This window comes from Actinomycetospora endophytica (genome assembly GCF_021026375.1).
Classification (GTDB): Bacteria; Actinomycetota; Actinomycetes; order Mycobacteriales; family Pseudonocardiaceae; genus Actinomycetospora; species Actinomycetospora endophytica.
In genome coordinates this window covers 20,244-42,560 of record NZ_JAJNDB010000001.1, presented here as the reverse complement: position 1 = coordinate 42,560, position 22,317 = coordinate 20,244, and the positions used below count along the sequence as shown (strand labels likewise).

Sequence of the window (22,317 nt, the reverse complement as noted above, 5' to 3'; positions counted from 1 at the left end):
AGCCTCGCCGACCCGGCCGAGACGGGCCCGGTCAGCCCCTCGCGATGGTCTTCGGAATTGCCGACGTTCGCGTTATCCAACGAAGGCGCTGATGTTCGTCGCGGTCGCCCGGGCGCTCCCCGCAAGTGACATGTCCCGTCTCGGGCCCGGTGTCGGAAAAGCAGCTCGAGATGGTCGTCCGGCGGGCGCCGAGCGCCAGTGCGGTCGCGCCGCGAGCCACTGGTCAGACCGTCCGGGTCATCGCGGTGGTGGAGCCCGGTGATGCTCGGAACCTGGGTCGGCGCGGTGCAGAGACTCGGCGAGACCCTTGATCGCGTTCAGGCGCGCATCCCACCGGTTCGCCGCGGTGATCATCGCCTGGGTGGCGTCGTGGAGGCGATCGGGCTCGACTGCGTAGCGGACCTCCCGGCCTTCGCGTTGTCGTGTGATCAGCCCCGCTCCGAGCAGCACCGCGAGGTGCTTGGAGACGGCTTGCCGGGTGAACGGCAGCTCCGCGGCGAGGGCGGTCGGAGTGGCCTCGCCGCGAGCGAGCAGGACGTCGAGGAGACCACGCCGGCCGGGTTCGGTGACCGCCGCCCAGAGTCGATCGTCGGCGTCGGTCACGGTCGCTGCCCGACGAGTTGGCCCCGCAGCCGGCCGAGGTGGGCGGCCCAACCCGCGGTGTGCTCGTTGACGTAGCCGTCGAGCTCGTCACGGGACCAGCCCATGGCGTCCAGTTCGGTTTCGACGACCCTTAGCCGGGTGCCGTCGTGCTCCGCGGTGAGGGTGAACGTGACGAGCACCGAGTTGCCGGTGCGGGCCGGTGCGCCTTCGGGGTGCAGCCAGCGGTAGGAGAACGAACTTTGCCTGTCGACCGACTGCACGGTGACCCGGACCGTCCTGGACGGTGCGGTACGCCCGAGGGTCAGGGTCCCGTCCGACCCGGGTGTCGGCGCCACGTCGACCTGCTCGGCGAACCAGCGAGTCACGAGCTCGGGCTCGGTGACAGTACGCCAGACGACATCCACCGGAGCGTCGATCCAGATCTCCTGCTCGACTATCGCGACCATCGAAGGCTCCCCGAGTGGGTGGCGGACCGTGCCGGTCACCGGCGGTGTCGATCACCCGGTCGACCGGCGCCGGTGTCGACGAGGTCGTGCAGGCTGGCCAGGTAGTAGTCCCACCCCTGCAGGCACTGTTCGAAGCAGTCGAGCTCGTCGGTCAGGCCCTCATGGCGGAAGTCGAGCATGCTGCCGCTGTCCCCATCGGGGCGGAGCTCGAACCGGATGCGGGTCCCGACCCAGTCGGGCAGGAAGTCGCAGCGCAGCACGGTCCACTGCACGCGTGACGACGGTTGGGCGAGGTCGACGTGCATCGCGCCGGGGCCGGGCGGGAAGTCCAGCCAGAGCTCGCCGCCGTGCTCCCCGCAACCGCTGGTGGGCATCCACCACCCCGAGATACCCGACGCCGTGGTCAGCGCCCGGTACACCGTCTGCTGCGGCGCGGCGAAGCGGACCTGCCTTTCCAAGCCGAGCGTCTCGGTGGTCGTGACGATCTGTTCCATGTCTCACTCCTCGGCAGGCCACGCGCAACTACAGGTTGCGCGTAGGTCAGGCTAGGCCCGGTCCCGACTGATGCGCAACCGGACGTTGCGCGTCGCGAGGAATGGTCGCCAGCCCGCTGGCCAGCGGCGCAGCCGAGGAACGCCGGCGCCTGTTTCGTTCCGCTGGGCCCGGGCGCGTCGGTGTGGGGTCCCCGGTTGGGTCCTCCCGACGCCAGAGGGATCCCACGGTCGAACCGTGAGTGATCGGCAGAGGCGAGTGCCAGACGGCGCGGGAGTTCGGCCTCGATGCTCTTGTGGCGGAAGTGTCACCATCCCCGCGAGACCCGAGGTCGAACGCCCGCGCCGACAGTTACCGTAAGGACCGGAGGTCCCGTCCCGAAACCGATTTCGGAAGCAAATGCGACCGCCGCTGAAGACGTCGCGGTGATCAACAGGCCGGTGTCGTCTCGGGACATGAGGTCGAGTTGCGCACGGCCGCCGGGCAACAGGAGCTTGGGTTGATCGACGGACCTGGATCACAGCAGGTCGCGCTCTGGCCCTGACCATCGTCACGTTGCAGAACCCGGCGCCGGGCACCCCAATCAGCGCTGCCACCGCCGGCGTTCACGTTGGTTGGCGCTTGACTGGTCCTCCAGCGACATGGTCAAGCCCAGCGAGTCGAGGTCGCTGATCGCGCCCTCCATAGTCCAGCCCCGGTAGTCCTTCATGGCATAGGACTGGGGGTTGAACGGGACAGCGCTCGTGTTCGAGGCCGCGGCTGCGGTCGTCTCCACCCGGCCGCTGGTGCTGATGGCGATACCGAGGAGTGTTCCCGCGACCAGCACGACCTCGCCTCGACCCGCGCCGCGGAGAGCCTGGGCGTCCAGATAGCCGGCGCGGGAGTCACCGCCGGACGCTCCGAACCCGGGCTGCGGTCCCGGGGCACCTGGACGGTGAGCTGGGGGGCCGGCCGCGGCGACGACGCGTCAGCCGCAGTCCGGGCGGTCGGGCGCCCCTCCTGCCGACTCAGATCGCGGCGAAGTCGCCGTGTCGGCCACGGCCATCGGCGAACCGGCCGGCGCCGGCCGCGCCCTCGTCGAAGTGGGCCTCGACTCCGTTGGTCCACTCGGTGCGCATGGCGTCGCGGACCTGCTGGCCGTACCTGGCCGATGGGAGTCCGTTGGCGGCGGGGCGGACGAACCGGTCGTCGACGTCGAGCGCGTCGATCCATCGGTGGTGGCCGACCGGCTGTGTCGGAGCCGCCGCCTGAAGTTGCGCGGGCCGGGTCTGGGCGACGTCCCGGTGGAACGGCCGCGGCAGTGCGAGGACGACGCCGAGTGGCTGGCGGCGGTGGCGCCGACGGTGCTCGCGACCCGGATCGGTACTCCGACGCACACGAACCGTCGCAACGGCTCCGTGTAGTGCTCCGCACCACGGATGGCCATCGGAGCGCTCCGGGAGCACCCGACGCTGTCGACGGCCACGCTGATGTCGGCCGACCGAGACCGACAGGCCCGAAACGGGGACCGCGCCCAACCACGGCCAGGCGGCACAGCCGGTCGTAGACCGACACACTGATCCTCGTCGTGCCGATGGTGTCGTACGGGTTCATGAACCGCTGACCCGGCTCGTCCAGCTTGGCGCCGAGCAGCTGGCGGATGACGCGCATGTGAACCTCGTCGAGCTCTCGGCGGCGGGCACGAGAGCCCAGCCATGACCGGCCGCGCCACCGACGACCGCACGCAGGCCCGCGAGACCTCCTTCCTCGAGCTCGCCCAGGAGCTGCTGACCGCGAGTCCGCGGCCGCCGATGCTGACCGGGGCGTCTCTCGTCGGGCCACCGTTGAGCCCGTGCGCGCGAGCGGCGTCGCCATCGTCGGGACGGGGACCGCGCTCGCCGTCACCGCCGACCTGCCCGCCCATTGGCAGGTCGGCCGGGAACCCGACCAGGCGATGTGCGCCCTGTGACCTGGTCGAACAGGCCGCTCGCCTCGCTGGAGAGCATTTCGCAGGTCCGCCGCCAGCTGCGACGCCTCGCCCGCGACGCGCACCGGCCCCGGGCATCCAGCCGACCTACGCCCTGCTCGCCGAGCAGGTGACGCGGCGAGCGGGACTGCGCCGCTACCGTACGTGGCTCGCCGACCGCCCCTGCGCCGCAGACCCAACGGCTGCTCAGGGTGCAGCCGGTGGCGGATGTCGAAGGGCGCGGTCTCCCGCAGGGCCGTCCACGAGTTCCCCATTCCTTTCAAGTAGGGGAAGCCCTCGGGCGCCCATTTGTCGCCGAGTGCCTCATCAGCGACTTGGAATCGCTGGAGGACGCTGTCGCAGGGCGCGGGTAGACCGGAGTGCTCGGCGATGCCCCGAGGGCGTCCACGGTTCAGCGCTGCAAATCCGCGGTCCAAGGCCCAGGCTGAACAGGCCATGGCGGCATCAAGGTCGTCTGTGTGCTCAAGCCACGGCACATCGTCGGCGGTGGCGTCGTAGGAGCGGGTGACCCCGAGATACACCGCGACCCTGACCTCGCCGTAGTGCTTGATGCGCGAGCTATGCCGACCGGGCAGTACGTTGGCGAAGCAGCCATGCAGCTCCGTCAGCGCCGTGTCGCTCCACGCGCCGCGGATCATGTAACAGGCGACGATCGACCCCGTCGCCCTGTGGTGAAAGGCGTCGGCCGACCGGAGGATCTCTGGGTCGACGAGTCGGGAATCGCTGTCCCACGCGAGAGGGAGCTCGGTGAGCATGGTTCCCAGGGGCACCCTGCGAGGCTAGGACTCGTTCTCCCGGGGCTACGAGCGGCTCGCCGACCAGCGCACGTTGTATCGGAGCGATGGGCCGGACGGGCGCGGCAGGTCCCGCTCGCATCGGGCCGTCCAAGAACCTGGGCTTGTGTGGCCGCCGGGGGAACCGACGTCGGGACGGTCGAAGAGCCGAGGGCCGGGAGCCCAGCGGCCGCCGACGAGGGTGGGGGAGCGGTCCCGAGCGCAGCGACCGTCACCACTCCGGCCACCAGGAAGACCCCGGCTGCCGCGACAGCCAGGCGCGGCCATGTCCGGTTCGACCACACCCGTCGTACGGGCTCCAGGTGGGCGAGCCCGAGATGGACAGCAGGACCGTATCGCCCGGACTATGACATCGAGACCAACACACCGGCTCGTCGGTGTCGATCAGGACATGCCGTGATAAGCCTCGGTATCACGGTGTCCCGGGGCGGACTCGAGCTTGTGGTGGTGGTTGTCGGCGGGCGGTGAGGGTCTGGGTGGCCCGCCACGGAGCGGTGAACAAGCGACCGGTCGCCGATCGTGACGTGGGTGGGGCGTCGTCACGGGCGGGATGTGATGGTCGGCCCGGGGCGAGTGCGGTGGAGGTCGTGCACGGTGGTGCGTATTGTGGTGTGCATGAGTGAGCGCATCACGGTGAGCTTCGATGAGCCGGTGGCGAGGCGGGTCCGGCAGTGCGGTGCGCGGACCAGGGGCGGCGCGTCGGGTTACCTCGAGCGCCTGGTCCGCCAGGACGAACTCCGCGAGGGACTGCGGGCGCATGGCCGGTGGTTCGCCGAGCATCCCGGGTACGACGAGGACGCCCAGGCCGAGGCGGCTGCCGCTCACGATGCGCCGCGGTGAGGTCTGGCAGTACTCCGGTCTGCTCGGCAGACAGGGGCAGTCCACCCGCCGGCTGGTGGTCTCGGCCGACCTGTTGAACGAGAGCGAGGACGTCGCCACCTGCTACGCCTTGCACGTGCTCGACAGTGATCCGCAGTCGCTGTTGGCCATCGAGACCGCGTGGGGATGGGCGTCGGTGTTGCTGCTTGATCGTCCACCGCGGTCGATGCTCACCGAGTTGTTGGGGGAAGCGACCACAGAGCAGATGGACGACGTCGACAATGCTCTACGGGCGGTACTGGAGCTCTAGTCTGCGACGAGGCCGTTCCCTACGTCGTCACAGACGTGGTGCCCGTCCGCGACCAGCGCGCACGTGAGGCGGACGCCGGGGACCTGGCCGACGGTGGACCGTACGGCTTCCGGTAGCGGTGTGTCGCGGGTGAGCACCTCGACGAGTGCGCGGCGCTGCTCGTCGGTGACGTGGTTCCTTCCACCGTCTCCTGTGCCGCGCCCGAGTGTGGACCCGGTCGCCGGGGCCCGTCAGCGCCCTGTCGTCAACCGACACCGGGCGGGGGAAGCAGTTCGGTGTCGAAGCGCGGGGCCAATGCCTGTGCCTTCGCGCGGAAGGCCGTTTCCTCCTGCGGGCTCAGCGGGGCCGGCGGTTCGGTCCGGGTCGTGACGGGTTGCCCGACGAGGGTGAAGAACTCTTCCTGGCCCGCGGGCGCGCACAGGCACAGCAATCGCGCGGGTGCCGAACCCGCGTTGGTGAACGAGTGCGGAGCGTTCGCGGGCACGTTGATGGTCTCCCCGGCTTGCAGGACCACCGTCTCGCCCCGGAAGGTGGCCTGGACCTCGCCGTCGAGGACGGTGAACATCTCCTCGAAGTCGTGCCGGTGTGGTGGCGGCCCGCCCTTCGGCGGCACGTGCATGTCGATGAGGGTGTACCGGCCGGCGGTGTCCTCACCGCGGACGAGGATCGTGTAGGTGTCCCCGACCAGCCAGAGGTGGGTGAGGCCCTGGTCGGTGTCAGGACGGGCGATCCGGAGCTCGCGCGATGGGTCGTCAGGTGGGACGGATGCTCGGCGGCTCTCGGGCATGACAGCTCCTGGGTGGTATGGAGTGGCCGGACAGCACACACATGATACGGAGGACGTGCTCCGGATCGGGTCCGTCGCCCACCGGGAGCTAGCCACCACCAGCTTCTCGAGGCGTCGAGCCCACTCTCATGATCTGGAGGAGCGACACTCAATTCGACCCATGTCTGACAGTCGGGCACCGCCCTTCCTCGAGGAACGGACCCGCTACCTCGCGCACCTGGCCGCCCCGCGGACCCGCCCGGCCGGCCCCGAGGACTGGCCCGAGACGATGATCGTCGACGGGCAGATCACCGTGGGGGAAGGGCTGCGGCCGGCCACCATCGCCCGCTACCTGGCCTCGATCTCGGTGCGCGATCAGGCCGAGGCAGCAAAGGCGCCGAACCCGGCGCGGAACAGCCATGTCCGGGCGGTGATGGCCGGGATCTGCCGCGACTTCGCCGACCGACCCACTACCAGCCGGCCCGGCAAGCAGAAGGCTGCCGCGCGTACCGAGGCCGTGCGGAGCTTGGTCGGGCCGGACCCGGTCACCACCCCGGGGTTCCGGCCCGGATCCGAGGAAACCGGCTACCCGCGGCTGCTGCAGGACCGGGCGCTGATCCTGCTCGGGTGGCAGGCGGCGCTGCGCCGCTCCGAGCTCGCCGCCCCGGACCTCGGCGACGTCAGGGTCGAGTCGGATGCCGCCGGCCACGACGGCCTGACGATCACCCTGGACCGGTCCAAGACCGACCAGACCGCCCAGGGCGCGTCGGTGTGGATCGCCGGCGCCGGCTGCCACTGCGCCGCGATCGCCGCCACCACCGGTGGCGCCCCCGGCCGTCAGCTTCGGGTGGCGCATCAAGAGACGATGACAGCGCCGCGGCCTCGAGCGCTCTCTGTCCGGTGGCGGCGTGGCAAGCCTGGACCGCCTTTCTGGACGGACTGTCGCCGCGGGTGCGCCGGGGGTCGGCGTTCCGGCCGATTGACGGCCACGACTGCTTGCGGACGACTCGGCTGTCACGCCGGGCGATCGCCGACGCCATCGCCACCCGCGCCTCCGCGATGGGACTCGCGGGCGACTGGGGCGGGCACTCGCTGCGCCGCGGGTTCGCCACCGAGGCCTATGCCCGCGGCAACCCCGAACTGGAGATCATGCGTCACGGCCGCTGGCGAGCCGCGTCGACGATGCGTGGTTACCTCGAAGAGGGCACCCGCGCCCGGATCACCAACCCGTCCAGCAACCTCGGCACCTGACCGATCATCGCTAGGATCGCCGCGATGGTCGCGGGCAAGCTAGGGCTCTAACCTCCGCGTCCGGGTGCAAGCCCGCGGGCTGAACACCGTGCGGCGGGCCGTTCACGTCTGGTCGGCATTGCGCCTCAAGCCGCACCAAGACGGCCCGACCATCGCCTGGATGGTCGGGCCGTTGTCGTGAGAGCAGTGGAGCCTTCGCCACCGGAGAAGTCCGCGATGCTGCCATGGTGCGGGCAAGTCCGATGGCCTGGTGTGTCGAGCCGACGATTGGGCGACGGTTGCCGAGCGGATCCTGCCGAGGCCCTCGGTGACCGGCCGCGCATCACCGAGCGCGAGCCGGCGCGAAAGCGGCCCCGCGAACCCGCTGCGCTGTTACGCGGTGGCGGCGACCGTGGCGGTGGGCTGTGGTGTTCGTGGGGGCTTCGCCAGTCCGGACTGCGCGGTGAGGTGCAGCACGAGCAGCAGCGGCACGGCGGAGGTGGGGATCAGGGCCAAAGGCAATTCGGTGATCGCGGTGTTGACCGGGGTGACGGTGACCAGCTGGAACGAGGTCAGTGCACCCAGGATGATCGCCACGATCAGGTCGAGGGTGCCGAGCCGGTTGAACCACAGGGCGCGGCGGCGGCCGGTGCCCTGGGCGGGTCGCAGGGCGACCAGCGGCGCGGCGAGCCCGGTGGCGATGTCACCGAGACCGGCGGGCAGCGCGAACAGTGCGGGCAGCTCGCCGAGGGCCATCATGAGCAGCATCCCCACCCCGGCGATGCGGAAGGTGTGCGGCAGCGGCAGCCGGGTCATGGTGCCGGGCGCCGCCAGGGCCTGCGTCACGGTCGGGATTCGGCGCAGGGCCAGCAACAGGGTCAGGAACCCGGCGAACGCGACCGGCAACCACGGTGTCTTGCCGCCGTAGATGCCGTGTTCGGCGATCACCGCGCTTGCGGTGAACCAGCCGCCGAGCACCACCGCTGCGCCCCCGGCCAGCAGCGCCGCGCGCCGACGGCCCAGCTCGGCGCGGACCGCGCCGCCGTAGAGCAGGCCGCAGGTCGCGGCGGCGATGCCGATGACCCCGGTGAGGGTGATCGCCCAGATGTAACTAGGGGGGTCGTACATGACTGCCTCCTCGGGCCCCAGGAACTGAAGTGTCGCGAAGATACTCTCTTAGAGATACTAGCTGTCAACTAGTAATCTGGGGCGGTGGCCAGGAACGTGCGCACCTACGATCACTTCTGCATGCTCGCCCGAGCGCTCGAACTCGTCGGAGACCGCTGGAGCCTGCTGGTGATCCGCGACCTGCTCAGCGGCGCGAAACGGTTCACCGACCTGCATGATCGCCTCGGCGGCATCACCCCCAAGACCCTCACTGTCCGACTGCGCGAACTCGAGGACGCCGGCGTGCTCACCGCCGACCGCCAACCCGGCCGCCGCGAGGTCTGGTACCGCCTGACCCCGAGCGGCGCCGAGCTGGCCCCCGCCCTCGACGCCCTGAGCTGGTGGGGGCAACGCCACGCCGCGCGCCCACCCCGACCCGGTGAGCGGCTCCACGCCGAGCACCTGCTGCGCGCGATCACCCTGGCCATCGAGCACACCGAACAGGACCCCAGCCCGGCGTGCTGGGAACTGCACCTCGACGGCGGCGGCATCTACCGCGTCGCTTGCGACGGCGCGCGCTGGTCGCTGACCTCGCTCGACGACCCAGCCGCACCCCCGTCCGACCGGTCGCCTGACCTCATCCTGCGCGCCGACGCCGCAGCGTTTCCGCCGTTCATGCTCGACCCGAGCCGGGCCGCCGAACTCGGTGTCGAACTCGACGGCGACCCCGAAGCCCTAGACCGGTTCACCCGACTGGTCGGCGCCTTCGGGCAGTCGATACAACAGCAGGACGACACCACCGACCCGCAGATCGAGCCGAACGGGCTCACGTAGCTGACGACCGAGAACTTGAACTGCCAGCGACCGGCGGAGCCTTCGGTCGCAGGTCAGGGCGCAGGCTGAGGACGACTGGATGAGCCTGAGCAGCCCGCTGGTGCAGAGGCCCGGCATCGATGCGCCTCGTGGCAGAAGCGTCACCATCCCCGCGTGGCCCGAGGCCGAGCCCCTGCGCCCGATACTCAAGGTAAGCCCTCGAGGTCTCGCGCCAACACTCATTCGCAAGCTGGGACTTCAGGTCGGGCGCGGTGAGCGGGCTTCGGCGGGGCCTCTCTGCGTTTCCGCAGTGAGCCGACATGCGTGCTCCTGGACCCCGCTCGACCAGACCGAGCCCGGTCGCCGCACCCGCTACAGCCTGAAGCGACGCAGCAGACCCGGCTCCTGGCCGCTCGAGGAGAAGCTGCGGACCAGCCACGGCCTACGAGGCAGAGACTTCAAGATTCGATCATCCCGAGCAGCTGACAGCATTGACCGCCGGCATGGCGTTCCGCCTGGAAGGCCCTCAGCATGGTCAGCAGCTCGCCGCTCCTGCACAGCACGCGGCAAGCATCAATCACGATCGGACCCGGCACATCGGCCAACGCACCGAGCAATTTGGCCAGTCGCGCCAGTGCCGCGGATTTGATATCGCCCTGCACTGCCACCACCGTCACCGCCCCGGCGTCGTCGCCCGCGATCCCCATCAGAAGATCATCGTCCATGACCATCGCCGCTTCCCCCTGAGTCAGCGAGTCCGTCTGGCTGGCCAGCCCGCTAGCGCCCGACAGTGGCGTCATCGACCCTTATGTGCGGGCGGCAGTATGCTGGGACCCGCTGGTTTGCTGATTCGGGCGCCCCAAGAGCGCTACAGTAATCGGCTCATCCCCACCCGGAACAAGCCGCCTCCTCGACGAGCCGCGTATCCGGAAACCGAACGGTGAGAGGTCCGCAAGTTAACCATTCGCTCGACGTCGCGGGGTCCTCGTCGCGGAGGAACACCGCCGCACCACGCTCCGATTTGCTTAAGTGGGTCGTAGATGCCGTTAGCAAGCACGATTTACTGGTTGGCTGATTGAAGGAGCGCCCACCGGGGAGCGATGCCCGCCGCCTTCGACCAGGTCATCGACCGCGTGCGCGGCGCCGGCGTCCCCGTCGAAGAAGGCAGCGCCGAGCAGGCCGCCCGCAGCGAGGTCGAGCGGCTGCTGCGCTTCCCCGGCCCCAAGGGCCTCGCCCAGGAGATCTTCACTCGGCCGCTGCTCGACGAGCACCCACTGCAGATGCGCACCCGCCGCTTCGTCACCGGCGAAGGCGGCATGGGCCACGTCGCGCTGACCTCCACCAAACCCGCCGGGCTGCGCGGCTACTACGACACCGTCTTCGACGCCCGCCTCTCGGACTACATCGACGAGACCATCAGCGGGATCATGCTCAAAATCCGCTTCCTGCGGGTCAACGAGCGCCACCACTCCATCGCCGTCGCCTCCACCCAAGGCGTGCGCCTGAACCCCATCCGCACCCGCATCCAGCACCTCAACGTCCAGGTCGCCGAGCTCGACGACATGGTCGGCGCCTACCAGCGGGTCCAGGAGCTCGGCTTCGGGATGGCGCTCGCCGTCGGCCAGCACACCAACGACCGCGAACTGTCCTTCTACGCCCAGACCCCGTCGGGATTCGAATGGGAGGTCGGCTGGAACCCGCTGGTCGTCGACGAGAAGACCTGGGAGCCGGTCACCCATCAGGGCATCAGCGTGTGGGGACACCCCCGTGGGGCAGACAGTGATCGACAAGCTCGACCAGTTCCGCCGTGGCGCGGCCTCCCTGCTGACCACCGAAGACGTCGTGCCCGCCCTGGCCGGGGCCGGGGTCGAGGACTACGTCCGCGAAGTCGCACCCCCCGCGGCCCACAACCCCGCCAGCCGCACCCTGGCCACCGGGCTCGGCTGACCCAACCTCCCCCGGCCGTCACACCCACCACAGGACGAGGAATCCCATGACCGGCACCGGACGCATCGACGTCCACCAGCACCTCCTCCCGCGCGACTACGTCGCCGCCCTCGAGCGCCACGGCATCGCCGAAGCCGGAGGCCGGGCCCTGCCCGAGTGGAGCCCCGAGTCGGCGGTGGCGATGATGGACCAGCACCGCATCGCCACCGGCGTCCTCTCGCTGTCCACCCCCGGGACCCACCTCGGCGACCCCGTCGAAGCCCGCGAGCTCACCGCCCGGCTCAACGACGCCCATGCGGAACTGGTCAAGGACCGACCCGAGCGGTTCGGGATGTTCGCCTCGGTGCCGCTGCCCGACGTCGACGCCGCCCTCGAAGCCATCGCCCACGCCGACGACGACCTGCACGCCGACGGGGTGGTGCTGCTCGCCAACCACCAGGGCACCTACCTCGGCGAACCGGCCTTCGACCCGGTCATGGCCGAGCTCGACCGCCGCAACCTCGTGGTGTTCATCCACCCCGCCGAGCTGCCGGCCGCGCCGGTCGAGGGCATCCCGCCGTTCGCCGCGGACTTCCTGCTCGACACCACCCGCGCGGCCTACCTGCTGGTCCGCAACGGCGTCGTGGCCCGCCACCCGAACCTGCGGATGATCCTCTCCCACGCCGGCGGGTTCGTGCCCTACGCCGCCCACCGGATGGCGGTCGGCATGGCCGGCGACACCGGCCGCAGCCCGCGCGACACCCTCGAGGACTTCCGCGGCTTCTACTACGACACCGCGCTGTCCGGCAGCTCGTCCGCGCTGCCCTCACTGCTCGCCTTCGCCCGCCCCGAGCGGATTCTCTACGGCAGCGACTGGCCCTTCGCCCCGGCCAGCGCGGTCTCCTACTTCACCGGCGGGCTCGACGAGCACCTCGCCCACACCCCGTTCGGGCAGTCGATCGGTGCCGCGATCGGCCACGACAACGCCGCCGCGCTGTTCCCCCGCCTCGGCCGGCAGCCGAGAGCCACCGTCGACCGCAGCCGCATTGCCGAGATCAAGGACGCGCTGCGCAGCCGGATCGTGCGGACCGCGGTCGGTCTGGTGGACCCCACCCGCCAGTAGCGCCACGATCACTGCCTCATGACCACCACCAGCACGACCGCTCTCGCCAGGGCGGTGTACGCCGCAGCGCGCGATGCCGCCGTCGCTCGATGCGCCGCTACCACCGGCTCATCGTCACCATTGACACGCCACCGGGCGCGCCCAGCGTGGTCGTGAGCAATTGCGGCTTCGGGGCATTTCGACCTCGACGTCCTGGCCGCCTTCGCCGTACGCCAGGCTGGCCGGGCTGGCCAGGCCGATGCAGATCCTGGTCCACCGGGTTCGCCTGGACCCTCTGCGTCGGACCAGTACTTGAAACCCGCCGGTCAGGAGGGCGCCCCCGGCAGGATTCGAACCTGCGGCACCCGCTTTAGGAGGACGGTCCTTTCCGTCGGCCAGGCCTGCTACCAGCGACTTTGGCCGCGTGGTGATCGACTCAAGCCGCACCCAAGGCACTGGTGGACGGTAGTTCGCCCCCAAACCCGCACCCAGAGCAAGATCGAGAGAGACTTTGCCCCTCAGCTTCTCCTCAGGGCCGCTTTGGAGCGGTCGCGACTGCTCCCTACGAACATCGGAGCGAGCTTCGCAAGTGACTGCTGGACCGGCTCCGGTCGGGCTGCAGGCAAACGGAGGTTGCTCCGGTCTCTCTCCGTGACCGCTCCCCAGCGTGCGCCCGGGCCCTCGGTGTCGACGACATCGGCGTGCCCAGGTAGGGAGCGATGCCGCGATGAGCCCGGTTATCGCGGCACCGTGGGCCACTGGTGTGTGGGTGAAGGGGTCGCAGGTTCAGATCTCACCGTTCGGACCAGAAGGCGAGGTGCGGACCTGGACCTGGCGCGAGCAGTGGGTCGAGGCCGAGGTCGTCGAAGGCTACGAATGCCCCGCCGCGATGGCCGCGAGCCTTCTCGTGACCCTGCCAATGGGCTCGACCTCGGGTCTGGAGTAAGCCTCCGCAACCGGTAGTCGGCCCGCGGCCCCGGCCTGCCGGAGCGGAGCGGGAGGCAAGGCCGAAGGGTCAGCGGGCCAGGTGCGGCGCCGGCGGCGCCGCCTTGACTGATGAGAGGTCTATTCGGCAGTGGCGGACCTCGGGCGGCGGTCAATGGTGTCGGGTGACCGCGGGTGGTTGCCAGGTGCCGTCGAGGATCGTCTGGTCGGGCCAGTAAGCCCGTAGGTAGAGCGTGAACTCCTCGTCGGGTGCGGGGAGCCAGTTGGCGTGTGCTTGGAGGCCGTCGGGGGCCTTGCCGCCGACAGTGAGGGTGAGCGAGCCGTCGTCGCCCCAGGTGAGGTTCTGGTTCTTGGTGCCCAGCGAGTAGCGGTCGAGGTCGTTGGGGTGGAAGAAGTGGTGCTTGTTGTAGACCGTCAACGACCAGAAACCGCGGACCGGCGGCAACGCACCGGCCTCGAAGGTCACCGTGTAGACGTTCGAGCCGTGGAGCCGCTCGCCGTCGGCGTCCAGGTCGAGGTAGAAGTAGGTGGTCTCGTTGGGCGTGTTGACGAAGATGTTCGACTTCCCCACGGCGGTACGCATCAGGTAGTCGCTCCCGAACTCGGCCCCGCAGCGCTGGGTGCTCCAGTGATGGCCCACCGGTAGCCCGTAGTTCCGGAACTCGAACAGCTCGCTGACGGTGGTGTCCGCGTCGAGCGCGGCCTGGTGGAGCGCTGCGGCGACGTCGGCGTCGCGTGCGGCGGCCTCGAGCACGGTGCGGTACCAGTCGTAGAGGGCTTCCTCGCCGTGCCGCGGGGGAACTTCGTCGAGTACCTCGTCCAGGGCGTCGAAGAAGGTGTTCGGGTCGACCCATTGGGTCTCGGTGTCGCCGCCGGCGCCGTCACCGCCGTCGGTGGGGACATCGGTCCACTCGACGGACTTCATGGTGCCGTCGTACTCGGCGAGCGGGTAGACGCTGATCTGGTTGACCAGGGGGACGATGGCGGCTCGGTCGGCGTCGGTGTCGTCCATGAAGACCCGGGGGATGACGACGGCGACCCTGGTGTCGTAGCGGAACACATCCGCCATGGCCTCGGGCACATCTCCGGTCCAGTCGGCGGGTGCGAGCAGGTAGTGCCCGGGTGCGGTGCCGTACATCTTGCCGAGTTGGACGAACGAGTCGGTGCGCTGGTCCACGACCTGATAGACCCAGAACCGGTCACCGAAGTCGGGGACCTGCACGACCGACGGGCCGAGGTGGGCGTCGAGGGTTCCGAAGCCGTAGGCCACGTCCTGGTTGGGGCAGGCGACCACACGCTCCTCGGGGCGGATGTAGTCGTGCAGCATGCCGATCCGCCCCGGCGGCCCAGCATGGACAATTCCGGCCAACAGGCCCGGGCCGGGCAGTTGTTCCATGAACGTGCGCCGGTTGTGCATGTTGACCAGCGGCCAGCCCCACAGGTAGGCGCTGCGGCCGATCTCCGCGGCCCACGAGGCGGTGATTCTCTGGCCGGCAGACGCACGGGAGATCGACATCGCGGGTGGTCCTCCGCTCGCTGGTGGGCTGTCAGCGGTCATCGTCGACATCATCTCGGCGCCGGACCTCACCCAGAGCGGATGACGCGGTCGATCGCCGGTCCCGGATCAGTCGACCGGGCGGTGAGCGGTGACGTCGGCGAGCCCGTGGCGCTCCAGCTGCTCGACGGCGGCGAGATAGTCCGACCGGGCCTGCTCGGCGGTGATGCCGAGCGCGGTCGCGACGTGATCCCACGACGAACCGGCACGTCGGGCGCGAAGACGGCCTGCCACTGCCACCCGCGCAGCAGCGCGGCGAGCTCGGAGCCAGCGCGCAGCGCCTCGAGCGGACCGATGTCGGCGTTCGTCTGCAGCCCGCGTCGTGGGACGTCACGGTCGTGCTCTGAGGTCACGCCGTTCAGGAACCGGGTCAGCCCGAGACCCGGCCCTGCGGGGCCCCGGGGACGGGCGGGCGTTCATCGAACTGCCGGTAACGAGGTCCGGACGGCCCCCGATGACGTCGGCGAGAACGTTCCGTCGGGGGGACACGAGATGAGTACTTCGCACGCCACGTTGCACCGGGCACGCCACGCCGCGCCCGAGAGGCGAGGCCTCACTCAGCTGGATGCGGCCACTGTTCCGCTGCCGGCGCTGAGCGCATCCGCGTACACGGGATCGGGGTTCGCCGGGGTCCCAGGGCACACCGCCCGACGGGTGCCCTGGAAGCGACGTCGAGTGATGGTGGCCGCCGCTTCGGTGGCGACCCTGGCCGCTGCGTGCGGCGGTGCCTTCGTTCTCGGGGCGGACTCCGCCCCTGGCGTCCCGACGGCGATCGCGCCACTGGCGGCGCCGGCGCCGGCGGTCGCTGCGTCCCCCGTTCGGGCGGCTCCGGCGGCGGCCGTTCCTGTCGCGACCACGGTGGTCAAGCACGTCAAGGCGGCCGTCTCGAGCACCTCGAGGCCGTCCCGTCGAACGACCGCTATGAGCGGCCACCCGGCTCGGACGTCGACGGTCGACACGAGCGCTGGGTGCGGGCACCGGGCCGTGACGGCGGGCGTGTTCAACGCAGCCTGCTCGGAGTACCAGGGCTACCTCGACCCGGGCGTTTCGGCGGGCCGGGCCCCGTCCTCAGGGGACATCCAACGGCAGGCATGCCTCGACGGCGAGCTCTCTGGGGTCAAGCCCAGCCAATGCTGACCGGCGGCCGCGACAGCCGAGGGCGAGGCGTTCAGGACACGACGGGCGAGGGCGCGTCGACCGAGCGCCCGACGTCCACCAGTTCGACCGTCCTTCCTCGGGTCGACACCGTCCTCGACTGTGTCGGTGCGGAACTCGACGAAGGGACACCGTCGTGAAGATTGTCTTGACCGGTGCCACCGGTTTCGTCGGTTCCCGAGTCCTCGATCACCTCGTCGCCGACCCTGCCGTCACCGCGGTCACCTGCCTGGTCCGCCGCCCGGTGACTTCGGACTCACCGAAGGTCGCATCGGTCGTCGTCGAGGACTTCGCCGCCTATCCCGACGCGCTCGTCGCCCACCTCCACGATCACGCCGGCTGCATCTGGACCCTCGGTGGCAAGAACTCCGACACCCAGGACCCGGAGCTCTACACCCGCATCACCCATGACTTCACCCTCGCACTCGCCACCGCGGTCGCCATCACCTTCGGCGCGGCGCCGTCGGCGCGACCGTTCACCTTCTGCTACCTGTCCGGGGCGGGCGTCGATCCCACCGAGACAAGCCGACTGCCGTGGGAGAAGGTCACCCGCCACATCAAGGGCCGCACCGAGAAGGACCTCCGCGCGCTCGCCGACGAGCACCCGTTCTTGACGGTCCACTGCTTCCGTCCAGCCGGAATCCTTCCGACCACCACCAACCCGGCACTAGCCCTGCTCGTTGCGCCGATCTCCGTGCGCGTCGACCGCCTCGCCGACGCCCTCGTCGCCGTCGCCACCGGACACGACCGAACCGCGCCCGTGGTCGTCTCCAACAGGACAATCAAGCGAATCGCCGCCGAACAGGTCGTGCGGCCTCACTGCACCTGAGCCGCACCACGGCTACCGGCTCCCCACCGGGCGCCGCCCAGCGGACATCGAAGGCTTGCAGTGGGCGGAGGGAACGGAGCAACCGGCGGCGAGGCCGGCGGCGGCCAGGGCGGGGGCCGCCAGGGCGGGGGCGAGCAGAGAGTAGGTGAGACGCACTCCCGCCGATCGTCCTCCGCGTCCGGGTCATTACCGTTCCGGTCGGTATCAGCCTCGGCGTTCGGAGCGGTCGAGCGCGGAGAGGCAACGGCGGCCCTCGCTGCCCGGCGCGTCACACGACCACGACCTACCGGATCGGCGGCAGTCGAGGCCACGAGTCCCACGAAGGATCAGGGCCTGCAAGGGCTGGCTACAGCGAGCAGCCGAGATCCAGCGCCCTGGAACCCGCGTCGCTGGCTCCGGAGTTCGCCTCGCCGACCTTTGCTGGACTCACTCTCGGCTCCAGGTGGCGGCAGCGTCTGGGGCCTGCCTTCCGCCTGCGACGTGGGGAAAGCCGAGGTGGTGCTGGGGAACTTCCGGCGAGGCGGTGTCGAGAGGTATCGCGGGTGAGCGGACCAGGCCCAGCTGGGCGCTCTGCCGGGGCTGGAGTGCTTCGAGGGTCCAGTCGACCGCGGTGCGGAGCCGGTTTCCCGGCATCGCGCCAAGGTGATAGCTGCGGGCGACGATCTTGGCGGGGAGCCCAGTCAGCGGGAGGTGGAGTGGTGCTGCGGCGGCCTTGAAGCCACCGAGGTCGACCACGAACCCCAGATCTCGGTGCCGATAAGGCCGCAAGGAACCGTGCCCCAGCGAGGCTGCCACGTTCCGGCCCGCGAGCGCCCCTTGGCGGACGGCGTGCTGCGCGGTCATCGGGGTGCGCTCGCCGGGCCGGCTGGGATCGGGAACCGCGGCCACGTCCCCGCATGCGTAGAGGTCGGTCTGACCCGGTACCTGCAAGGTCTCGTGGACCACCACCCGTCCCGAGTCGAGCTCGATGTCGAGGTTCTCGATCAAGGGGTCGGCCCGGACACCGACACACCAGAGCAGGGTGCGGGTCGGGATGCGCTCGCCGGTGCTCAGCAGTACCTCCGCGTCGCCGGCCTCCTCCATGGTCGTGTCGGTGTGCACCTCGACGCCGCGGTGGCGGAGCACGGCGTCGGCAGAGCGAGCGAGGTGCTCGTTCAGGCCCGCGAGGACCTCGCCCCTGCTGACCAGGACCCAGCGCATGTCGTCCGGGTTCAGCCCGCGGCTCGCGGCCAGGGCGCGCGTGAACAGTTGGCACTGTGCGGCGACCTCGGTCCCGGTGTAGCCGGCACCGACCACGACGAAGGTGCAGCGCGCTTCCCGCTCGGCCGGGTCGTCGCACATCGCCGCGAGGTCGATCTGCCGAACGAGATGGTCCCGTAGGTACAGCGCCTCCGGGACACCGCGGAACCCGACGGCGTACTGGTTGATCCCCGGGATCGGCATCACCTTGTGCACGCTGCCGGCCGCGAGTATCAGCCGGTCATAGCTCATCCGGTGCCCGACGCCCTCGGGGTCGAGCCACCCGATCTCGTGCGCCTCGAGATCGATGTCGTCGACCTCGCCCGGAGCGTGGCGCACGCAGGCCGGTAGTGCATCGGAGAGCGCGACCGCGATACGTCGCGGCTCGAGGATGCCGCCGGCCACCTCGGGCAGCAGCGGCAGGTACAGGAAGTAGTTGGTCGGGCTGACCACCACGATCTCGATCGCGCCGCGGGTCCGCCTCGCCAAGGCCTTGGCCGCGTGGAATCCGGCGAACCCGCTACCGGTGATCACCACCCGGGGCGGCCGCGCCTCATGGGAGCCATGGTGGACACGAGTCCCCGGGGAAACCATGGCCGCAGAGCGTGCCCGACCACGGCTCGCTGCCGAAACCGAACCCGTCATCAAGTCGTGTCATTCTCGTGAACACTGCCCGGGCCCCGCACAGGGAGATGGCCAGCAGGCGCGGCGGCCTGCCCCGCTGGGCTGACATTCGAGAGCCGCTACCCGAGCGAGGGACCCGACGGCACAAGGTCTTCGGTATCCGACCAGGACCAGCGGACCGCAACTCGAGGGAAGATCCACTCACCATGATGATCTTGGGCTCGCCCGGCGCGGCACGGTCATTGCTTTCGCGGTGGCGTTCACCCACGCCGACATCAGAAACCACCATGGTCACGGTTGGTCGGGCCGCGGAATTGACGCAGCGTGATCGCGAGGACCGGGTCGAGGTCCGACGACTCCCTGCCGTTCGTCGCTCCATGGCAGGAACTTCGTTGGCAGAGGGTGCGCTCCACTCTTCGACCCGGTGACCCCGTCAGCACGCTGATCTATGACGCGTTGCTGGAGGCCCACGTTGCTCGGGTCGACCTCGACGCGGCTCCGGTCGAGGACGTGACGGTCGAGGATTCCCCGATCTACCAAGCACTCGTCGACGCCTTCGCCGACGACCGCGCGATCCACGGGACGGCTACAGCGCCGGCCGGGAAGGTTCTGTCGGAGACGCGTCCGGCGGTGCCGGTCGCAGCCGGAGCGGGCGTCCGCCTGGGACAGGACGCAACCTGGGTGGTCCAGCTCGCCGAGTGGGAGGCGAGCGCATCGCGAGATCGGCGGGTGGACACCGGTCATGTCCTGCTGGGCCTGCTGTCGGTCGGCGGAGAGGTCGGCGAGCGTCTGTGGCGGGCGGGGATCGAGCTCTCGTCGAGCCGACGGATGCTCACCACACGCAACGCGGCCCCGGGCGACCGGCATCCTGCGGCGGCGCAGAACTCGAGTCGGAACTGGGGGATCGACGCGGCTTGGGTGCTCGCCACCGCACGCGAGGTAGCGGCTGCTCGTCGCAGTCGTCAGGTCGAGCCCGCCGATCTGCTCGAGGCGTTGGTCCGCCGTCCAGGGCGGGCAGGTCCTTCGCTAGCCCGACTCCGGCTCTCCGCGATCGTGTCCTCCTAGGCCGCGTTCGGAAACCCGCACCGGGAGCGGTCCCCGCCGGGGCGGCCCCGACGAGCTGGGGTATCGCGACAGCTTGACCGGACACGGTCCCACCAATCTCGTCAAAGCTGATGACCGTGAAGGGTTGGTCGTCCTCAAGAGAGGCCAGGCCAAGCCGCAGCCGAGAAGTGACCCGATCAGGGACAATCCCAATGACGCGCGGCGCCGACCTTGAGAATCCCAGCGGTAGCGAATTCGGCAGCGAGAACAAATTCCGGACGCTGGAGACGGCGTTGCAGCGTGTTTCGCTGCCCTTGAGGCGTTCTGGGCTATCTGCGAAACCGCCCCGGGAGATTTGCCCGTCCCGAATTCTTCGGCTTCCTTCCGGAGCGATGCTCGTGAACATCTCGCTCGTGGGCTCGATCAGGGTTGTGTCCCGTGGCGATCGGATGGGCGCCGATAGAAAGCCGGCACCCTCACCGTCGCTCCGCACTCCGGGCAGACCCGGCGTTCCCGGTGACCGCGCTCGATGAGTTCCCCGGGAGGGAACACCCGCCGCCGGCCCCGGCATGCCCGGCTCTGGCAAACCAACTCCTGGTGCCACACCACGTGCCGGCCCGCCGCAGGGCCCGCGCCGGTACCCGGGGCGGGGTCTGGGGTGTCGGGCCCGTCGCTGCGGTTCACCCCGGTCACCGTCAGAAGTAGGTCTTGCGTCCGAGGGGGCGCCCGACGGCGCCGAGCAGAGTCAGAATCAGCCCGATCACCAGTAGGATCCAGCCGATGGTGGTGACGAACGCGGGGACTGGGGCCAGATAGCCCACAACCACCAGGATGATACCGAGAACGATCATGACGGGTCTCCTGTCCATCGGGAAGCGCGAGACCCCGCCCGGGGCTGCGGTGTCAACGAGAGGGCAGGTGGCGGGCTCAACGACCCGCCTGAGCCTGTGTTGCGGGCGCCCGTCCGACTCGATCCGAAGTTGCGCCGTTCGCCGTGCGGTGCGGGCGAACGGCGGTCGGGGTTCGGCTGAACCGGCCGGTCGGGAATTCCCGCAGCGACCTTCGGGAGTTGTTCTACGTCGGCGGTTGCGACAACCACCAGTTCGCGATTGACCGGGCAGCGGTCGTGATCGAAGTCAACGCGTGGATGATGACGGGTTGTGTGGAGCCGCCCGCGCGGGTGACGGCCACGATCCGCCGTACGGGGGCCGCCGGGCCGCTCAGCCGTAGACGCACCACGTCGGTGCCGGGATGGAGCGGGGGCAAGCCGGGGGAGCATGAATATCCCGAAGCCGTGGGCGACCAGCGTGGTGCCGGTGTCCCACTCCTCGGCGTAATGGGCGACGGTCGGCCGGAAGCCTGCGGCCTGGCACGCGGCGAGGGTGAGTCGGTGGTAGGCGCTGTCCGGGCGGCAGGTGATCCATGGCTCGGATGCGGTCTCGCGCAGTGTCACCTCGGGCTGGGTGGTGAGCCGGTGCCCTGCCGGGACAGCGAGGTCGATCGGCTCGTCGAGCACGGTGTGGTGTTCGAAGCGGTTGTCTGTCTCAGGCGGGACCCGGTCGTCGACCGCGAGCAGCGCCAGGGCGCAGTCGCCGGCGAGCAACAGATCGATGCAGCGTGCCGGTTCTGCCTCCACGACCTGGCAGCGCCCGAACATGCCGCAAATCAGCCCTCTCAAGGTGGTACTGGTGCTTGGGTCACCGAGTCGGGGTCGTACTCGGGCCGACATAGACACACTGTGCGCCACCGCCAGCAACGAGGTCGCGCTCGGCCAGCCGGTAGCCGCTCGCAGCGAGAGCCCGCGACGCCAGAGGCCGTCACCGTGCTGCCCGGCGCCTGGCCCGGGACGCTCCGACCGCACCTCAGCAAACCGATGTGACCTGAGCGAGAGCAGTAGGGTCCCGGCTCCGCCACCGTTGCGCGTGGCCGGCCGTGAGGGCTGCTCGTAGCCGGCCAGGTAGCCGTTCATCGCGACGCCGAAGGCGCACTTGTTCTCATCGGCGGCGAACGCGGGCGGTGGTTCGAGCACCTTCTCGAAGCGTGCTCCGACTGACGAATCGCCAGATTGGCGCCGGTGCTCACCCCCGCCCACGAGCCGAACGCGATCGCCGGAGAGCCGGCGGACCGCTCCTGCGCCTGAGCGGGCCTCAGGCCGCCCAGAAGCCGAGGGCGCACAGCGCGCCCCACCCGCCCGCGACGGCGACCGCATTGGACCGTGCCCCCCGATCGGGCAGGCTGGTGCCGAGCACGACCAGGTCGACGAGGTCCGAGCCCACCCGGATCCCGACCGCCGTGCGCAGCGGGGTCCCCTGCGGCGCGACGGCCATGGCCAGCCCGGAGGCGAGGTCGCGTCCGCCGAGGGCGCGGATGCCGGAGGACCCAGCGCTACCTCGGGGTGTCGACGAAAACAAGACCGAGACCTGCATGCCCATGCGAGCGGCCCTGCCGGGGACTCGCGCGTGAATCTCGTGGCGTGATGCTCGGGTCGAGTCGGCTCAGGGGGCCGTTCGCTCCCGGCGAAGCCTCGCTGACCAGCTGCGGCGGCGATCGGG

General features: G+C 70.1%; 23 protein-coding genes. 9 read left to right on the top strand and 14 right to left on the bottom strand.

From position 1 onward, the window contains the following. Window positions 1-237: 237 nt before the first annotated feature. The 5 genes from LQ327_RS00230 to LQ327_RS00210 form a co-directional block, all read right to left on the bottom strand. Window positions 238-603: an ArsR/SmtB family transcription factor gene (locus LQ327_RS00230; protein ID WP_230729432.1), complete on the bottom strand. Its 366-nt coding sequence runs from the start codon at window positions 601-603 to the stop codon at window positions 238-240. Further along, window positions 600-1,049, bottom strand: a complete 450-nt coding sequence (locus tag LQ327_RS00225; RefSeq protein WP_230729425.1) for an SRPBCC domain-containing protein — start codon at window positions 1,047-1,049, stop codon at window positions 600-602. Before LQ327_RS00225 ends, LQ327_RS00230 begins: the two co-directional genes overlap by 4 nt. Window positions 1,050-1,084: 35 nt before the next feature. Continuing rightward, window positions 1,085-1,543, bottom strand: a complete 459-nt coding sequence (locus tag LQ327_RS00220; RefSeq protein ID WP_230729421.1) for an SRPBCC family protein — start codon at window positions 1,541-1,543, stop codon at window positions 1,085-1,087. 581 nt (window positions 1,544-2,124) lie between these two features. After that, complete coding sequence (locus LQ327_RS00215) at window positions 2,125-2,367, bottom strand: PASTA domain-containing protein (RefSeq protein WP_230729419.1); 243 nt, start codon at window positions 2,365-2,367, stop codon at window positions 2,125-2,127. 181 nt (window positions 2,368-2,548) lie between these two features. Continuing rightward, a complete protein-coding gene (locus LQ327_RS00210) occupies window positions 2,549-2,917 on the bottom strand; it encodes a hypothetical protein (RefSeq protein ID WP_230729417.1) in 369 nt (122 codons plus the stop codon). A gap of 1,999 nt (window positions 2,918-4,916) precedes the next feature. Here LQ327_RS00210 and LQ327_RS00205 point away from each other — a divergent pair. Both LQ327_RS00205 and LQ327_RS00200 read left to right on the top strand, forming a co-directional pair. Continuing rightward, a complete protein-coding gene (locus LQ327_RS00205) occupies window positions 4,917-5,141 on the top strand; it encodes a hypothetical protein (protein ID WP_230729416.1) in 225 nt (74 codons plus the stop codon). Next, window positions 5,128-5,430, top strand: a complete 303-nt coding sequence (locus LQ327_RS00200) for a putative type II toxin-antitoxin system PemK/MazF family toxin (RefSeq protein WP_230729414.1) — start codon at window positions 5,128-5,130, stop codon at window positions 5,428-5,430. The genes LQ327_RS00205 and LQ327_RS00200 overlap by 14 nt, the downstream gene beginning before the upstream one ends. Window positions 5,431-5,674: 244 nt before the next feature. On the opposite strand, the gene LQ327_RS00195 is transcribed toward LQ327_RS00200, so the two are convergent. After that, entirely contained in the window at window positions 5,675-6,217 is a 543-nt protein-coding gene (locus LQ327_RS00195; RefSeq protein WP_230729412.1) for a cupin domain-containing protein, read from the bottom strand. 975 nt (window positions 6,218-7,192) lie between these two features. Between LQ327_RS00195 and LQ327_RS00190 the strand changes: the two genes are divergently transcribed. Next, window positions 7,193-7,447, top strand: a complete 255-nt coding sequence (locus tag LQ327_RS00190; RefSeq protein WP_230729405.1) for a site-specific integrase — start codon at window positions 7,193-7,195, stop codon at window positions 7,445-7,447. 372 nt (window positions 7,448-7,819) lie between these two features. On the opposite strand, the gene LQ327_RS00185 is transcribed toward LQ327_RS00190, so the two are convergent. Then, window positions 7,820-8,554 carry a DUF8737 domain-containing protein gene (locus LQ327_RS00185; RefSeq protein ID WP_230729403.1) on the bottom strand — a complete coding sequence of 245 codons (735 nt, stop codon included), beginning with the start codon at window positions 8,552-8,554 and terminating at the stop codon, window positions 7,820-7,822. 96 nt (window positions 8,555-8,650) lie between these two features. Here LQ327_RS00185 and LQ327_RS00180 point away from each other — a divergent pair, with 96 nt between their 5' ends. Further along, complete coding sequence (locus tag LQ327_RS00180; protein ID WP_230729401.1) at window positions 8,651-9,367, top strand: winged helix-turn-helix transcriptional regulator; 717 nt, start codon at window positions 8,651-8,653, stop codon at window positions 9,365-9,367. Between the two features lie 437 nt (window positions 9,368-9,804). Here the strand turns inward: LQ327_RS00180 and LQ327_RS00175 are convergent, their stop codons facing one another. Then, window positions 9,805-10,146: a hypothetical protein gene (locus LQ327_RS00175; protein WP_230729400.1), complete on the bottom strand. Its 342-nt coding sequence runs from the start codon at window positions 10,144-10,146 to the stop codon at window positions 9,805-9,807. A 300-nt stretch (window positions 10,147-10,446) separates the two neighbouring features. Here LQ327_RS00175 and LQ327_RS00170 point away from each other — a divergent pair, with 300 nt between their 5' ends. The 3 genes from LQ327_RS00170 (at window position 10,447) to LQ327_RS00160 (ending at window position 13,320) form a co-directional block, all read left to right on the top strand. Then, window positions 10,447-11,343 carry a VOC family protein gene (locus LQ327_RS00170; RefSeq protein ID WP_230729398.1) on the top strand — a complete coding sequence of 299 codons (897 nt, stop codon included), beginning with the start codon at window positions 10,447-10,449 and terminating at the stop codon, window positions 11,341-11,343. Then, a complete protein-coding gene (locus LQ327_RS00165) occupies window positions 11,340-12,395 on the top strand; it encodes an amidohydrolase family protein (protein WP_230729394.1) in 1,056 nt (351 codons plus the stop codon). The genes LQ327_RS00170 and LQ327_RS00165 overlap by 4 nt, the downstream gene beginning before the upstream one ends. 706 nt (window positions 12,396-13,101) lie before the next feature. Continuing rightward, window positions 13,102-13,320, top strand: a complete 219-nt coding sequence (locus tag LQ327_RS00160; RefSeq protein ID WP_230729392.1) for a hypothetical protein — start codon at window positions 13,102-13,104, stop codon at window positions 13,318-13,320. 150 nt (window positions 13,321-13,470) lie between these two features. Here LQ327_RS00160 and LQ327_RS00155 read toward each other — a convergent pair whose 3' ends face one another. Both LQ327_RS00155 and LQ327_RS00150 read right to left on the bottom strand, forming a co-directional pair. Further along, window positions 13,471-14,835: a DUF1214 domain-containing protein gene (locus LQ327_RS00155; RefSeq protein WP_230729390.1), complete on the bottom strand. Its 1,365-nt coding sequence runs from the start codon at window positions 14,833-14,835 to the stop codon at window positions 13,471-13,473. 108 nt (window positions 14,836-14,943) lie between these two features. Next, window positions 14,944-15,108 carry a hypothetical protein gene (locus LQ327_RS00150; protein ID WP_230729388.1) on the bottom strand — a complete coding sequence of 55 codons (165 nt, stop codon included), beginning with the start codon at window positions 15,106-15,108 and terminating at the stop codon, window positions 14,944-14,946. A gap of 1,057 nt (window positions 15,109-16,165) precedes the next feature. Here LQ327_RS00150 and LQ327_RS00145 point away from each other — a divergent pair. Continuing rightward, complete coding sequence (locus LQ327_RS00145; RefSeq protein WP_230729386.1) at window positions 16,166-16,858, top strand: NAD(P)H-binding protein; 693 nt, start codon at window positions 16,166-16,168, stop codon at window positions 16,856-16,858. Between the two features lie 426 nt (window positions 16,859-17,284). Here the strand turns inward: LQ327_RS00145 and LQ327_RS00140 are convergent, their stop codons facing one another. Then, complete coding sequence (locus LQ327_RS00140) at window positions 17,285-18,691, bottom strand: NAD(P)/FAD-dependent oxidoreductase (RefSeq protein WP_230732895.1); 1,407 nt, start codon at window positions 18,689-18,691, stop codon at window positions 17,285-17,287. Between the two features lie 354 nt (window positions 18,692-19,045). On the opposite strand from LQ327_RS00140, the gene LQ327_RS00135 reads away from it, so the two are divergent. Next, the gene (locus tag LQ327_RS00135; protein WP_230729385.1) at window positions 19,046-19,786 is read left to right on the top strand and encodes a hypothetical protein; all 741 of its coding nucleotides are present in this window, start codon (window positions 19,046-19,048) and stop codon (window positions 19,784-19,786) included. Between the two features lie 674 nt (window positions 19,787-20,460). Here the strand turns inward: LQ327_RS00135 and LQ327_RS00130 are convergent. The 3 genes from LQ327_RS00130 to LQ327_RS00120 form a co-directional block, all read right to left on the bottom strand. Continuing rightward, window positions 20,461-20,616, bottom strand: a complete 156-nt coding sequence (locus LQ327_RS00130) for a DUF6131 family protein (protein ID WP_230729383.1) — start codon at window positions 20,614-20,616, stop codon at window positions 20,461-20,463. Next, window positions 20,613-21,794: a LysR substrate-binding domain-containing protein gene (locus LQ327_RS00125; RefSeq protein WP_230729381.1), complete on the bottom strand. Its 1,182-nt coding sequence runs from the start codon at window positions 21,792-21,794 to the stop codon at window positions 20,613-20,615. Before LQ327_RS00125 ends, LQ327_RS00130 begins: the two co-directional genes overlap by 4 nt. 118 nt (window positions 21,795-21,912) lie before the next feature. Then, window positions 21,913-22,176, bottom strand: coding sequence for a hypothetical protein (locus LQ327_RS00120; RefSeq protein WP_230729377.1), 264 nt, complete (start codon window positions 22,174-22,176; stop codon window positions 21,913-21,915). Between the last annotated feature and the right edge of the window lie 141 nt (window positions 22,177-22,317).

What these genes read in the sequence shown, in the direction of transcription:
- LQ327_RS00225 (WP_230729425.1), bottom strand. Translation starts at nt 1,049, where the DNA reads ATGGTCGCGATAGTCGAGCAGGAGATCTGGATCGACGCTCCGGTGGAT.
- LQ327_RS00220 (WP_230729421.1), bottom strand. Translation starts at nt 1,543, where the DNA reads ATGGAACAGATCGTCACGACCACCGAGACGCTCGGCTTGGAAAGGCAG.
- LQ327_RS00205 (WP_230729416.1), top strand. Translation starts at nt 4,917, where the DNA reads ATGAGTGAGCGCATCACGGTGAGCTTCGATGAGCCGGTGGCGAGGCGG.
- LQ327_RS00200 (WP_230729414.1), top strand. Translation starts at nt 5,128, where the DNA reads ATGCGCCGCGGTGAGGTCTGGCAGTACTCCGGTCTGCTCGGCAGACAG.
- LQ327_RS00195 (WP_230729412.1), bottom strand. Translation starts at nt 6,217, where the DNA reads ATGCCCGAGAGCCGCCGAGCATCCGTCCCACCTGACGACCCATCGCGC.
- LQ327_RS00185 (WP_230729403.1), bottom strand. Translation starts at nt 8,554, where the DNA reads ATGTACGACCCCCCTAGTTACATCTGGGCGATCACCCTCACCGGGGTC.
- LQ327_RS00175 (WP_230729400.1), bottom strand. Translation starts at nt 10,146, where the DNA reads ATGACGCCACTGTCGGGCGCTAGCGGGCTGGCCAGCCAGACGGACTCG.
- LQ327_RS00170 (WP_230729398.1), top strand. Translation starts at nt 10,447, where the DNA reads ATGCCCGCCGCCTTCGACCAGGTCATCGACCGCGTGCGCGGCGCCGGC.
- LQ327_RS00165 (WP_230729394.1), top strand. Translation starts at nt 11,340, where the DNA reads ATGACCGGCACCGGACGCATCGACGTCCACCAGCACCTCCTCCCGCGC.
- LQ327_RS00160 (WP_230729392.1), top strand. Translation starts at nt 13,102, where the DNA reads ATGAGCCCGGTTATCGCGGCACCGTGGGCCACTGGTGTGTGGGTGAAG.
- LQ327_RS00155 (WP_230729390.1), bottom strand. Translation starts at nt 14,835, where the DNA reads ATGTCGATCTCCCGTGCGTCTGCCGGCCAGAGAATCACCGCCTCGTGG.
- LQ327_RS00140 (WP_230732895.1), bottom strand. Translation starts at nt 18,691, where the DNA reads ATGGTTTCCCCGGGGACTCGTGTCCACCATGGCTCCCATGAGGCGCGG.
- LQ327_RS00130 (WP_230729383.1), bottom strand. Translation starts at nt 20,616, where the DNA reads ATGATCGTTCTCGGTATCATCCTGGTGGTTGTGGGCTATCTGGCCCCA.